The 14,579-nt window shown below is 35.8% G+C and carries 11 protein-coding genes and 1 pseudogene; 7 read left to right on the top strand and 5 right to left on the bottom strand.

All coding sequences use genetic code 11. The features are described from left to right. The first annotated feature begins 484 nt into the window (after nt 1–484). Together OGV52_RS02265 and OGV52_RS02260 are read left to right on the top strand one after the other, a co-directional pair. A complete protein-coding gene (locus OGV52_RS02265; RefSeq protein ID WP_222168136.1) occupies nt 485–1,507 on the top strand; it encodes a radical SAM protein in 1,023 nt (340 codons plus the stop codon). Then, a complete protein-coding gene (locus OGV52_RS02260) occupies nt 1,504–2,460 on the top strand; it encodes a radical SAM protein (RefSeq protein ID WP_279274910.1) in 957 nt (318 codons plus the stop codon). The genes OGV52_RS02265 and OGV52_RS02260 overlap by 4 nt, the downstream gene beginning before the upstream one ends. 286 nt (nt 2,461–2,746) lie before the next feature. On the opposite strand, the gene mobQ is transcribed toward OGV52_RS02260, so the two are convergent. After that, entirely contained in the window at nt 2,747–4,147 is a 1,401-nt protein-coding gene (gene mobQ / locus OGV52_RS02255; RefSeq protein ID WP_287108019.1) for a MobQ family relaxase, read from the bottom strand. A gap of 916 nt (nt 4,148–5,063) precedes the next feature. On the opposite strand from mobQ, the gene OGV52_RS02250 reads away from it, so the two are divergent. Together OGV52_RS02250 and OGV52_RS02245 are read left to right on the top strand one after the other, a co-directional pair. Then, nucleotides 5,064–5,315, top strand: a complete 252-nt coding sequence (locus tag OGV52_RS02250) for a hypothetical protein (protein ID WP_049842670.1) — start codon at nt 5,064–5,066, stop codon at nt 5,313–5,315. After that, complete coding sequence (locus OGV52_RS02245) at nt 5,312–5,665, top strand: conjugal transfer protein TraD (RefSeq protein ID WP_191219485.1); 354 nt, start codon at nt 5,312–5,314, stop codon at nt 5,663–5,665. Before OGV52_RS02250 ends, OGV52_RS02245 begins: the two co-directional genes overlap by 4 nt. 127 nt (nt 5,666–5,792) lie before the next feature. Here OGV52_RS02245 and OGV52_RS02240 read toward each other — a convergent pair whose 3' ends face one another. Beyond that, nucleotides 5,793–6,191 carry an H-NS family histone-like protein gene (locus OGV52_RS02240; RefSeq protein WP_121927122.1) on the bottom strand — a complete coding sequence of 133 codons (399 nt, stop codon included), beginning with the start codon at nt 6,189–6,191 and terminating at the stop codon, nt 5,793–5,795. A 182-nt stretch (nt 6,192–6,373) separates the two neighbouring features. Here OGV52_RS02240 and pilV point away from each other — a divergent pair, with 182 nt between their 5' ends. After that, entirely contained in the window at nt 6,374–7,903 is a 1,530-nt protein-coding gene (gene pilV, locus OGV52_RS02235) for a shufflon system plasmid conjugative transfer pilus tip adhesin PilV (protein WP_191219484.1), read from the top strand. A 144-nt stretch (nt 7,904–8,047) separates the two neighbouring features. Here pilV and OGV52_RS02230 read toward each other — a convergent pair whose 3' ends face one another. Both OGV52_RS02230 and OGV52_RS02225 read right to left on the bottom strand, forming a co-directional pair. Beyond that, entirely contained in the window at nt 8,048–8,929 is an 882-nt protein-coding gene (locus tag OGV52_RS02230; protein WP_353622594.1) for a TIR domain-containing protein, read from the bottom strand. Between the two features lie 79 nt (nt 8,930–9,008). Continuing rightward, entirely contained in the window at nt 9,009–10,592 is a 1,584-nt protein-coding gene (locus tag OGV52_RS02225) for a competence protein CoiA family protein (RefSeq protein WP_162620732.1), read from the bottom strand. 727 nt (nt 10,593–11,319) lie between these two features. On the opposite strand from OGV52_RS02225, the gene OGV52_RS02220 reads away from it, so the two are divergent. Together OGV52_RS02220 and OGV52_RS02215 are read left to right on the top strand one after the other, a co-directional pair. After that, nucleotides 11,320–12,405, top strand: coding sequence for a DUF4297 domain-containing protein (locus OGV52_RS02220; RefSeq protein ID WP_110498419.1), 1,086 nt, complete (start codon nt 11,320–11,322; stop codon nt 12,403–12,405). 140 nt (nt 12,406–12,545) lie between these two features. After that, the gene (locus OGV52_RS02215) at nt 12,546–14,198 is read left to right on the top strand and encodes a hypothetical protein (protein WP_228304187.1); all 1,653 of its coding nucleotides are present in this window, start codon (nt 12,546–12,548) and stop codon (nt 14,196–14,198) included. An 83-nt stretch (nt 14,199–14,281) separates the two neighbouring features. On the opposite strand, the pseudogene OGV52_RS02210 reads toward OGV52_RS02215, so the two are convergent. After that, a pseudogene (locus OGV52_RS02210) lies at nt 14,282–14,578 on the bottom strand (tyrosine-type recombinase/integrase); the annotation flags it as partial. Between the last annotated feature and the right edge of the window lies 1 nt (nt 14,579).

Raw genomic sequence — 14,579 nt, 5'->3', positions numbered from 1 at the left:
GTCAATGTGTTCTTATGCAAGAGATATACATTTAGTCAATGTATCATGTGAAGAGGGAGCAAGATGGATATTAATGAGCAACAAACTATAGATAACTACGAGATTGAGATCTGTGAGTTTGAGGAAGTAAAGGATATTGACCCAGTATCCAAAAGAAAGACTCTTGGATGTTGGGGCCCTAGCCCAGATGATGGATATAACCAATGTTGAAATAAAATAAATCTAATAAGAGCAATGCGACTGTTGCTCTTATTTTATATTGGATGATTATGAATTAAGATGAAAAGCGTATATGTACCTAGAAGGATAATGGATGAATATATTGTCATCAATCAATCTAATAATAAGTGCTATAATGTTAATGAGCTAGTGTTTGATGTTTTAATGTATTCAACTGAAATAAACAGCCACAAGTTGGAAAAGAAATACGGATTTGATGATATTCAAATTCAAAACGTATTAGATAAAATATATGGCAAGCTAAATGAATCATGATTCCTTGAAAGAAAAAGCATTACAAAGAGAATGTTTGATAACCGCAAGTATTGAGTTAACTCAGCATTGTAATTTTAAATGTCTACATTGTTATTGCCCATCGAATAAAGTTCATATGGATTATAATGATGTTATTGCATGTATCGATAAATTATACAATATGGGAGTTTTATACTTAACATTTACAGGTGGAGAGGCTTTTTTATATAAAAGATTTAATGAAATATATTTGTATGCAAAAAATAAAGGATTTATCATCTCGGTTATGTCAAATTTATCTTACATAACGGATATAACTAAGAATCTTCTTATTAAATATCCACCCAAAGTTATTATGGTTACGTTATATGGAACTAGTACTGACGAATACGAAAAGTTCACTATAAATAAAACCGCGTTTAGAAAAGTTATTGATAATCTGAGTTTTTTACTTTCTAATAATATTGATTTCATGCTAAAATCAATTCTTAGCAAAGAAACCATACCCGCAGCTTTGAAAGGTAGGTTTGATGATATTGCGAGAATTTATAAAAAAGAAATTATGTATGATGCAATAATTTTCCCGCAAAAAGATTTAATGAGAGGTAAACTATCTCAAAGAGCTAGTATTGATGATATTATTAGTTTCGAACATAGTGATCCAGAAACTATAACTTTTTGGAGGAAATCGATATCTAATATGACTTCTCAAGCATGTATTAAATGTGGAGGTGGAATTAATAGCCTTTCAATAGATGCTGAAGGATACGCATCTATATGTTCTTTATATGTGGAAGATAAAATTAGTTTTTTGAGTAATGATGAGAAAACTATAATAAAATATCTGAGAGATTCACATAATAAAATGCAAAGTTATTATATCAATAGCAAATGCTCTACATGCGAGAAAAAATCCATTTGCAGATGGTGTGCTGCATATGCCAATTTAGAACATGGGAATTCATCTGAACCAATAGATTTTATGTGTGAGTTAGCACAACGTAGAATTTCTGGGGTTACGGAGGAGCAATGAAAAACTTAACATCGGCTACAATTGAAATTATAACATCATGTAATTTTAAATGTCCGCACTGTTATCTTGATAATAAAACCTCAGCAGGACTAGGTGTGAACGAATGGAAAATCGTGATAAATAAATTAATGTTAAAAGGATGCAGGAAATTAATTATTACTGGAGGTGAGCCTCTTCTTTATAAAGACTTTATTTCATTATATACCTTCATTCACCAGCAGGGACTTGAGATTTCACTATTTACTAATGCAAGTTTAATGACTGAAAAACATTTTGAACTGTTCGGTAAATATCCACCAAGTTCTGTTTCTGTATCTATATACGGGAAAAATAATAGAGAACTTATTGGCTTTGCTAAAAATAAAAGAGCTAACCTTGATAGGATAATGTCTAATATAGTCAGGTTAGAACAATTAGGTATTACAATGTACAAAGGGTTAACCCTATGTAAATCAATATCTGTATCTTCGACGGATCTAGCTTTCTTTTCGGAAAACAAAATTGAGATAAACACATATCTTATTCCATCATTGAATTATCAAAATAATATAAATGAGAGATTGGAACCGAATGAAATTGTTAGGATTGAAAATGAACTTGCAATGAAAAGGATAATTAAAAGTGATAATCTAGCAATGGATAATTTAGACTATTATAAGAAATGTTCAGGAGGATATTCGAGTCTGTTTATTGACCAGTTCGGTCGCGCATCTATTTGTGCCATATACAGAAAAAAACAATGTAATATTATAGACGGAAACATTAATGATGTATGGGCAGAGTTAAATTCTATCAGTGAACAATTGCATAAGATATATTATGACAGTAAGTGTGGTAAATGTGTTTTAAACTCTACATGTAGGAATTGTCCTGCATATATGGTTTTAGAGCATAACGAATATAAAAATAAATATCTCTGTGATTTAGCTAGTGCACGCATGAATTATAATTGAATATTTTTAGAATGGATTTATTTTAGATGGTGATCCTTTAGTTTACGTTGCTCAACTCGATAGAGTCAGACTTGTGTTGTTATCGAAATAAAAAATTATCTGCTTTGAATGAATTGGAAAGAGAATGAGCTTTCTTTGGAAGGCTTGTAATCATCATTGTTGAATTTTGCGAGTATTTTGGCCTGTTAATGGTGCGCATCAAATTATATGAAATCTAAACATGGTAAACATTTCATAGGGATTTTACGAGTCAAGTTATTATCCTCCCACTGGGTATGGTTTATATTCAATGATTATAAAAATCCGGTGGCTTCATTTTAGGTACTGGCTTTTTTCTGTCTGCCGTCAGTGTTGGTATGGAATCAAAATCGTTATCTGTTTGTTCAGGCTTAAGCGGTCGACTTGGGAAACGTCTGATCTCATCCTTTGTTGGCTTGTAGTCATCACTGTTCAATCTGGTACGTCTATCATGCTCAGCGCGTAATACATAGATACCCTGAACCTCATCGAAGACATAGTTTTCAGCTATACGCTTATCGTGCTCAGTATCTACTGAAACAGGAGCTGGCTTATTCTTGACCCAGATGAATTTCTCTCTGATAAAATCTACTACCAGTAAGGTGAAGCGCTTGAACACACCGCTCTGACGAGGTTCAACTTTCTTCCTCTTAACTTTGACTGGAGCGCGTTTAAGTGCTCTGGCTGCTGAAGAGGATGTGGTTTTCAGCGTAGTGCGTGTATGAGGTGCAGGAGCCACCAGCATAGGTTTCTGCGAGCCTGTAGATGAAGCTCTACCTGTGTTATCAGGGATAACAATTTCTTCCGGTTCAGCCAGTGCATGAACCCTAAAGCTGGCAACATCAACCACGATGTCTAATGGTAGATCTTTAAAGGTAAAGTAGGCTTCGTCAGCTTCTTTTTTCAGCTCATCACGTATCGCTTGCTCTGCAGCACGTTGTTCCTGAGCGGCAACAGTGCCCCAGCGGTCACGAGGAATATGAAGTATTGGATCGCGGTTTGTTTCAATAGCTTTAGCCAGCCAGATTGCTTTCTCTTCGTTTGTAGCAGCAGCCGTAGCCTGTACAAGGGCTTCCTCATACTGAACCCTGATAGAACGGTGATCGATGTGTTCATCATGACCATACAGCTCAAGGAACCCATTACAGATGTTCTGCCAGCCTTTACGCCAGCTATCAAGGGTTTCAGGTTTATCCCACTCACGGACCTTTTTACCAAAGCCGGTAGAAAGAACCTCACGGGTTGTTCCCATGATATGGATATGCGGGTTATGACCATTAATATCGTGGATAACAACATCAGCAATGATGCCTTGCTTGGTAAAGTGCTCAAGAACAAAAGCAGCAGTGAGTTCAATGTTCTGTTCTGGTGTTAGCTCGGCAGGAAGAGCAGTTTTAAACTCTTTGGCAAGACGAGCATCTTTTCTCTTCTCTGAGGCTTCAACAGCATTCCAGAGTGTTTCACTGTCAACAATCAGGTCAGGTGGAGTATGTTCAGGTGCAAAAATCTGCGCAAAGGCAAGGTCCTTTTTATGTGCTGTTTTGCGACCACAAACTTCACCCGTCCTGTTATCGAAGAAAACTTTACGGTGACGATATGCAGCAGAGTTAACCGAAGACTGACCTTCGCCTCTGCTGATGTTCTCCATTTTAAAACTGTATATCGCCATCCAAATATTCCTCAATGCCAAATGCTGCTATTCGTTTTACATAAGGAAAACGCCGGGGTTGACGTTGACCTTGATTTTGTTTCCGAAGGAAACGGTTTTAGCCTGCGGCAGCAACCGTCGGTAGACCCCACGGCATTAGAGCGAAGCGATAATGCGTAAGTGGGCATTGCTTTATTTTTTATCGCCATAAATGGCTCAAAAATAACGGCAATGTAGAAGGCCTGCCTTTATTAATTAATACTAAATATATGAATGTCTGTAAAACAAACCGCCGAATTAAGCGGCGCAATCTGGATGAAAGGGCGAAGTGTTCCACGATATTACATAAATGGGGTTTTGATAGCGTCCGAAGGACAGGAAGAGTATTAATTTATCCCGCCGCAAGGCGGGAAACCACTAAAATAGAAAAATAGCAAAAGATATTGGTAGCTTTCCCTGTTGCACAATTCACAGGTTAGGATAAGAAATTAGAGTGGAAAATCGAAAGATAAAATGAAAATCACTGATAAACAAAAATAAGTAACGCGGAGAGAATCGTTCAAAGTTGTTAGTGAATATTAGCGCATAGTGTTGTTATATTCTTAGTGTGTACTTTATTTTTACTGGTAGTTGTTTTTTTGTAGGGAAAAAGAGGCAACATTAATCAGAGATTACTATCACGATAAAACTCATGACTTGCCAAAGTAAATTATTTAATATAAAAGAATATAAGAACATAAAATAAACGGGGTGAATATGAGTATCGGTGAGTTGTGTGAGTCAGAAATAATACTAATCTGTGTTAATGCTGCATTATGGACTATTAACATTGGCTTTATAAGTATTTGGGTTGTCAGATAAGATTTAACACCTTACTTATTGATTTATCTGTAAATTGTGTTAATACATAATCAGGAAATCAATACAGGGAGGTTTTATGTATAAAAATAACGATGAAGCCATCGATCTTGAAGCAAAAAGATTACTTGATAATGGAATCTATACCGATCTGGAAAAAGCGTATAGTGAAGCAGAAAAGATAATCACAGAAATAAGAGTTGAGTTTAAAAAGAAACAGGAAAAGAAACAGTTCCGTTCCCGGATTAAATCAATCAAACGAGCACTTTCAGATGATGAGTTCAGAAGTAATATTCCTTATAATCATAGGCATCAGTGGAGAAAAGAATGAGTGATGATGAAATAAAAAATACCTATCTAACTGGCAATGTTTTTCAGAGTGATAGAAGTAGGCCTGAAATTAAGAAAACACTTGAGCAAAAAATAGCAGGAGCACAAAATAAGCTCAATTATCTTAAAGCAAAAGAAAAGAGGGATAACAAAAAAGAAAATATACGACAAAAAATAATTCTCGGTGCAGAGGTTGCCAAGGTTTTAAACTGTGATATAAATGAGGTAGATAAACAATTACTCTTTGGAATGTTGTTAGAAGTTCCATCATTACATACTCACGATATTGAACGGTATAAAGTAAATGGGCAAATCTACATTGAAAGAGTTCTCAAGAAATTCAGACCATAAAATAATTTCACGTCCGAACAGCTCTCCGGCTTAAAACTTGTTTTAGGCTGGGAAGCTGTTGACCAAGCCCCAGAGGGCGCGGTAGTCAATTTTTACTGCCATCCGTGGCAATAAATTACAACCAAACTCAGATGGCAAAGTCTTCAAGAGCTTTACCACCTTCTAGTGCAGCAGCAATAGCTTTTGGTGTACGACCTTGACCCGTCCATGTCTTTTCATCACCATTTTCGTCAATGTACTTGTATTTAGCAGGACGAGGAGCACGAACAGTAGCCGGACGGGAAGATTTAGGATTGCCCAGCAGTTCAGATGGATCAATACCATCTTCAAGCAGTTGTGCACGAAGCGCTTCAATTTTGGCCTGACGTTCAGCATTTTGTTGCAGTGCAAGTGATTCTTCTTGGCGTCTGTCTTCAACAATAGCAGTTAATTTTCCCAGCATCTCTTCCAGAGTAGCCAGATCTGTTTCTCGTGCCTGAGCGCGAAGGGTACGGATGTTATTAAGTGCTTTAATAGCTTCAGTCATTATCTTTTATCCTGAATGTTTAAGGTCATGAGCAGGATAACATAAAAAAGATGATAATGGATAAAATTACCCCTCTTAAAATTATTTATTAAGTGTTTTTTATGGATTATATCTTAACCAACCTTGACCTCTTTTTTATTTTTGTTAATTGATATGTACGTGAAACAAAAAGGACGATGAAAATGAAAAAACAAAATAAGAAAGGGTTCTCATTACTGGAACTCATTTTGGTGCTGGGTGTCGGTAGTATGATGGCTTTTATGCGTTTTCAGGATATGAGAAATGATCAGGAAACGGTGATTGCTAAGGCTGTTGGTCAACAAATGAAGCAGATAGGGGAGGCGGTAAATGGATATATTAATATCCGATACGACAAGCTTTCTACTCTGACCTCAAGCAGTAGTCAGTCAAGCGATCCGGGTCCCCGTACCTGTAATGGTTCAGGTTGTGAAATCACTTATCAGACACTCATTAATGAAGGGTTATTGCCAATATCATATACCGGGGTAAATGCCCAGAAATCTTCTTATAAGATAATGTTAAAACGTTCAGGAGCTACTCCTAACTATGTGGTTAATGGCTTAATCACAACAACTTTACCTTGGAGTGAAAGCGGAAAACTTCGCTACGATTTATTAGGTAAAGCTATGCAGGAAGCGGGTATTGATAGCGGAATGACGCAATCAGCAGCTTTAGTATCAGGTCTACAGGGCGCATGGACCGAGACATCATCAGCTTTTAATAATATTACTGCAGCGGGTCTACTGGCGTATCGTGTTGGATACGATTCTTCTATGTATTCAGTGTATTTGCGTCGTGATGGCACATTACCTATGACAGGTAATTTAAACATGGGTAATCAGGACATAAATAATGCCAGAAACATAACGGCAGTGGGAATCACAACTACGGAGGCATTACGAACTAGCGGGGTAGCGGTGATAGGCACAACATTAGACGTTGGCGGTGTGGCAACATTAAACTCTGATTTGGTTGTAGCGGGTAATGGCCAAGTCAATGGAAATTTAAATTCTAATAATAGCGTATCAGGAACAACCATAACGTCCAGAGGTGAGACCTATACTAATAACTGGTTCAGAACTATGGGAGATGGGGGGATTTATTTCCAAAAATATGGTGGTGGATGGAATATGACAGATTCCAATACTATAACAGCATATAATGGTAAAAACATTCAGACTTCAGCAGGATTATATGGCGGATACGTTAAATCAACCGGGAATATAGATGCTAATGGAACAGTTAACGCTGGATATGTATGGGCATCAGGAAACCTTAATTCTAACTACGTACACTCTAACGGCAATATTGATGCAGCTGGAAAAGTTTATGGTGCTGGTGGAGTTGTGTCAGGTGGTAGAACAACAGTTGGAGAGTATCTTCATCTAAATGGAGTGGCCTATGCTGGAAATGGATGTTCTCCTAATGGTTTGCAAGGGCGAGCAGTTGATGGTTCTATATTATCTTGTACTAATGGTGTATGGAAAGAAGGAGGCGGAAGTGTAAATAGGATGTTTATTATTGTTGAAGGGAAGTGTTATGTTCCAAATAAAGATACAGGAGGTTGTTCTTGTCCAAACGATCCTAATCGTCTAAAACAAATAGAAGTGTCAAGATATAAAGGAAATGAATGTAATAATGGTGGAAGTAACTGTAGAGAGCCAGACAGAAGATTATATACATGTAATTAGGTGACTGGCGGCATTACGAACAGTTTATTTCCGCTGAGGCTGATTTAGTTGCCCCATGTGTGGGAATATACATTCTTTCCAATGGTGAGTTTCCTTTAAGGGAAAACGAAAGGGCCGTTAGGCCCTCTTGTTTAAATATTTATTTCATTTAAGTAATGACTCAAGTTGTTCAGCAATTTCATCAATGGTATTTATCGATGTATTTAATGCCATTTTATCTACTAGTGTAGGGCTGAATTTTAAGATATCAGATTTAGATACTTCATGCCAGATAGGTAGTATTACTCGGTCTTCACCGTTCATCTCTCTGGCAGTCAAACCATTTAATTCATACTCTGTCCAGTCCTTTTTGATAAAGGATTTAGATAAAACAACAACTCCAAAACGAGAGTTTGCTAATCCATAATCGATTGTCTTACGTAGACTTTTACCCCAACCTAAAGAGAATTCGTCATACCATACATTTATCCCTTTTGCTTTTAACAACTCAGCAAGTGGACGGACAAAACTATCTTTATCTTCTGTTGCATGAGAGATAAAAACATCATAACTCTCTAGAATATCTTCTGTCTCATCATGTTTGTTGATAATTTGACGATTGAAATTATGGTTTGAAGATATTACTCTTTTTTGTGATTCCAACTCCCTTGTGATTTTTTTCTGATGATCTAACTGTTCTTTTTCAATTTTCTTTTGAGCTGCAATCCTTTTTTTCTGCTCATTATCTTGCTCTTTAAGGAGTTGGACTTGATAACGATGTAAGTCTCCAGTTTTAGTTGCTATTTTTTTATTGATATCTGCTTTTTTAGAACTACATTTTGTAACATCGTTATTATAACGATTGATTTCTGACATTTTTGAGTTCAAGGTATTTAATGATGTCGATTTAGTGATACTACGTTCTATTTGATTTATTTTTCCTGAAAGTTGAGCTTCTTTACGTTGCTCGTCGGAAAATTGTTTTTGTAAATTAGCAATGTCTTTTTGTAGTCTGTTGATATTTGACATGGTATTACTTATTGACATTAGATGTTCTCCCAGACGATATTGTGTGCAATATACTACGTCGCTAATGAATTTTAAAGCTTTCTCTCGATGTTTTATATTACTCCACGGGCTGCAAAAATAATTGCCGTAGTGGGGTTTTCTTAATGATAATATCTCCAGTAGTTATTAATATACCTCTATCAATCAAAGGTTTCAGGGTCTCATGGATTATATGTCTTCTAAAAATAAGAGGGCGATGAGGTAATTGAATGGTTTTCTTATTGGCGATTGCCTCTGCTTCTAATGATATAAATTCAGGATCGAGAGGTAGGATGTCACTCATTTCATCAAATATGTTATAAACAGTAATGCTGCTTCCATTTGGTATGTTATCTATTATATTAAGCATAATGCTAATTATTAAAATTGACCATCTCTGGAACATCCACAGGCTTGGTGATTCTTTCATTTCTTTAAGCGTTATAGGTAATTTTGGCCACTTCCTCTGCATGCTCGGAGTAAATAGCTTATTGTTTATAAGCCATTTATTCCATGTGCTGTAGTCTCTATTGAATAGTTCATCAGTCATGTCTAAATACTCATATGAGCGATTTTTCAATCTATTGCTCATATGAATTGTTAGGGATTTTATGTGTATTCTTTCTTTACAATCTTTAATGAAATGAGATCGTAGTCGTGATTTTTCTTTTTCAAGTGATGGATATTTCAACCAGCGCCATTGAGGTTTGTTACTATCTATAGGATAGAATCTTATAATTACACTTCCTTCAAAATCATCCATTCGATTAAAATCAAATTCATTTAGTAAATATATTATCCATATATGAAATTCTTTCCCTTTATGCAAAGTGTCTCCGCGTAGGATAAAACAATCATCGTTTTTTTGTATAACCGATATTTTATCAACGGCACGATTCTTCTTTTTGTAAAGGCAGAAGCTTTCAGTAAAAATCTCATTAGATTCTTCATAAGTTATACTCTCATGAATACTTGGCAGGAATATAGTTTTATTTTTCAGTGTTTTGTTGATTGAATTTAGTGTGTTTTTTAATCTTCTTGAACGTCTTTCATTTATTTCTTTTTCAACAGCTAACTCATGACATTCAATCGCTTTAATACACTCAGAGTAATAAAACCATTCATTGGGAACTTGATTGTTTTTAACACGTTGATACCATTCTTCTATCTCGATATCTTCAGAGTATTTAAACACTAACTCTACTGCATTTATTTTGTTATTTTTAAAGTAACGTACTTTTTCAGGCTCGCATTTGTGTGTTACGCAGATTTCGACGATGTATAATCCAGTATCTGTGTTAAGACAGACATCTGACACATAGGTTCCAATTCTATGTTCTAAGGTTGCGGATAGTATTTTGGTTTTTACTAGTGGTGTTTTTAGCGTGTGATTCTTATACGCAAAAGTCATTTGAGGTATTGTTAATACATCTAAGCTAAGAAAATAATGTTGCATTGCTAAATGCAACTGTGTCATTCGGCAAGCACGATTTTCAATCAGATTTCTATGGGCGAAATGATGTTTTTTTAATTTTCCACCATTGCGAGCAATTAATTCATCATTACATGACTTACATATGCAATTACACTTAGCTCCATTAGGAACATCATCAATATGCATGATCTGTTTTGTTTCTTTTTCCACAGCATATTCAATGATCACTACAAACTCCATTTCTTTACTATGACTGACTTGTCTAGATTAAATCCTTATATTGAATATGTCTACTGTATAAGGCAACGTAATCCTTAGCTTTCAGGTCTTTATTTGCTGCGAGCAAATTGAGATAGCATGACCATGTCATTAATATTGGCACCTAAATAGCTGTGTGGGATTGTAATCCATTCATAGCGTAAGACTTTGGTGCTGTTTTCTCTGTCTGCCACGCTGTATCAGGTCTACGATGTATGCCTTTACGCAACATGTTACATGCCAGTCAGCGTAAGTGTAGTGGTATTAGACATTGCTATTTAGATAACAAATCCACCACTGCAACATCAAAAGGAGCTGATCAAGATGTTTGCCTAAGAGTGTAAATAATGTGGACGCTGTCGTCTTATTTATGGCATATCTGAATGACTTTTGCTTTTCATATAACCATATTGCATAATGAATTGCCTGTTGACCTGTCAACGCCACCATATAACCATCAATATTGATTCCTGATAGTCATTATCATTGTCTTTATCACTCGATTACCGACATGAGTATGAGATGCTGGTAGCATATGTTAAAAAAATGCTGGTTCTGTTTATCTGCAATGCTCTGTGTTGTGATAGTTCTACTTCAGAACGGGCTAAGACCACGATTTTATAGACTTTTTGCCCTTCCTAAATTAGATTGGTTAGAAAAGTCAGTAGCGATTCCTTAAGTAAAGGTGGGGTTTTCAATGGAACGTAATGTTTTGGGTCATGCTCAAAGAGAAATTTCAGGAGCAACCACATTTGGAAAATATGATTTTCAATATCATTGGGCTCTATGCAGAATAATTGAAAAGCATAAATCAAATTCTGACTATGCCTTATTGATCGAATATCATGAGGATGTCGTTATCGCAGACTCATTGTATGGAAGTTCGGCAAAATTTGAATTTTTTCAAGTAAAGAACACTGGAAAACCCTTCACTTCTGACGCCTTAACCAAACGAGAGCAAGGTGCTGAGGGAGCTAAGAGTTCCATTCTCGGTAAGCTCTTAAGCTCATGTATTGGTACAGACTATGAAGCACGAATTACGGAAATAGGTCTTGTGTCCTCCAGTGGTTTCTCATTTGAACAAAGAGATAAGAAGTTAAAATTAGACGTTATAACTTCAGGTGATCTTAGTGTAGATTGCTTGTCGGGGTTAACTGGAAAATTAAAGGATGAGCTTGGAATATCTCTCTTGCCAGAAAATCTAAAGTTTATTGTTCCAAAAATAAAATTAGAGAACCAAGAAGAATTTGTCATTGGTAGATTTGCTGAATTAGTAAATGAAATATTTCCAAATAGTCATTGCAATGCCGTTAATATTTATAGAGCGATAATCGATGAAATTCATCGCAAAGGACAGAATAGTTACGATTTTACTTTTTGGGAGAAAATGGTTGAGGATAAATCTCTAACATCTCATAAGGTAAAGCATGTTATAGCTGTTAATACAACATGCCCAAAATTTGAAGACTTTGAGAAAGACTTTGAGTACTTAGCTAAAAATGACATGAAATGGAACACCTTAACCTATCGGAAGATTAATAAAAAAATAAAACAACTTTTCTTGCGCCGAACCGGACATTCGTCGGCTTTTGATATGAATATAATGAGAACAGTCCAGCAGGCGCTAAGTAGTGTCTCTGAAGAAGACTTTACAGAAACCCGTGATTACATTGAGTCAGTTATTTTAAAAACTCAAGAGCTTAATATTGAAGATAAAGTGCCAGAATATGACGATATATTATGCGAGGTAATTTATAGCTTTTTAAAGGTGATGCATGAATAATATTGTAAGCAATAAAGATAACTATAAATTATTAATTCGGAATTTAAGGAACAAGAAAAATGAGAAACTTGACATTTCAACGATTAGTTCTGATATCAGATTCGAAAAGACTTGCGAATCAGTTCTCGTTCCAGAAAAGATTGAATTTAATTACCGGAAAAGATAATAGTATTGGCAAGTCCACTCTAGCAAAAAGTTTAATGTGGTCTTTAGGATGCGATCCTGTTTTCGATGAAGAGTGGAAATCAAATGACATCAAATCCATTTTATACTTTACTATAAATAACAAAGAATATTTTTCATGTCGTGGAACCCACTCAATAATTTTGGGAGCTATCGGCGATGAAGCTCAAAGATATATAAATATAACTGGTGATTTTTCGAAAGATTTCTCGGATCTCGTCAATTTCAAAATGAAGCTTCCTAATCGTGGTGATGGAAACTTAGAGACGCCTCCTCCAGCATATTATTTTTTACCATTTTATATTGACCAGATAAAAAGCTGGAGTTCACCTTGGAATTCATTCGAGAACTTAGGGCAATATTCTAACTGGAAAGTTCCATTAATCAAATATTTTACTGGTTATCTTAAGCCTGAGCATTTTGATATTGAGGAAAATATTTATGAATATAGTGAAATCAAGAAAGAATCAGCACATAAAATAGAAAAATTTCAAAGCGCGGTTGAAGTTATAGTTGATAACTCGGTTGATTCGCCTATAGCTTTAGATAATGATGATTTCATTAAGATTCAGAATGAAATAAAAAATGAACTTTACGACTTGATCGATTACCAAACAAGACTTTATGACGCTCAGACTACTATCACTTCAAATATTTACGATCTCGAAAGTCAGTATTCGTTAGCCATTACTTCTGCAAATGAACTCGAGGAAGATTATAAGTTTGCGGTAGAATCCATACCTACTGACAATTTAGAGTGTCCATTGTGTGGCACTCTTCATGATAACTCACTACCTAACAGAGCGTTGCTTCTTTCAGAAAAGGATTCATTGCTTAATGAGGCAAATTCAATAGCATCTAAAATAGCGGAGCTCAATTCTTCATTGAACTCATTAAATGATGACGCTCAGTTTATTACTAACGAAATCGATAGGATAAATAAGAAATACATTACAGACGACGATGCAGTTGAAAAAGATCTCATTGCTCAAGTAATTGATACCATATCTACTGAAAATGTTTCAAAAAATATTCAAATTAAAATCGATAATGAAGACCTTAACATCAACAAAGCCAACAGTTCTATCAAGGATTTAAAAAAAGACCAGAAAAAACTTCTTTCTACCAAAGAAAGGGAAGAACTGAATTCGTCCTTTATGTCCAAACTGTTGGCAAATATTGAAGCACTAGGTTCGACAGGGATAAATCTTAGCAAAGTTAAATCACCCACTGATTATAAACAGTTGCTTGGTGGTGGTGCTGCTGAGGCTGCTAGGGGACTACTTGCTTATCAACTCTCTATACTACAACAAATTCATGGTGCTAAATCTTGCGTAGTGCCTCCTTTCGTTATCGATACACCCAACCAGCAGGAACAGGCGGGATACCGTTATGAAACTGTTATTAAAGAATTAATGCGTAGTGTTCCTCAGGATTATCAAATAATACTATGCGCAATGGAAAATGATGCTTTAAATGAATTTAAACATGATGCTAATGTTATTGAGTTAAATTCAAATAGACTTCTAACTGCTTCGCAATATAATTCTTTGAGGTCTGAATATAAATATCTTCAGTCAATGATTACAGGTCAAAGTGAGAAGGAATAAATAAGGTTAGCCACTTAATCTTCATTTTAGATAGTAAAAGATAGGGGTAAAGTATGGTGAAAGGCCATCCTTGGCCTCTATTGTTATCTTCTTTGAGCAAATTCAAACGGCCTAACCATACCGTTGCTGTTCGCATCCAGATAATCAGCCCACCACTGGAGCAACAGGCGGTGCTGGTCAAGGTGCTTGGCCTTGTGGGTATAAGCAGCACGGACGCTATTGCTTTCCTTATGGCTCATTTGAAGCGCTACAGCGTCTTCTGACCACAAACCTGACTCAATTAAGGCATTACAGGCCAGCGTGCGAAAACCGTGTCCACAGATGTCCTGCTTCGTGTCATAGCCCATATTGCGAAGGGCTTTGTTGATGGTATATTCAGAC

This window comes from Citrobacter sp. Cb041 (genome assembly GCF_030336655.1).
GTDB lineage: Bacteria > Pseudomonadota > Gammaproteobacteria > Enterobacterales > Enterobacteriaceae > Citrobacter > Citrobacter braakii.
This window is presented reverse-complemented; position numbering and strand designations above follow the sequence as displayed.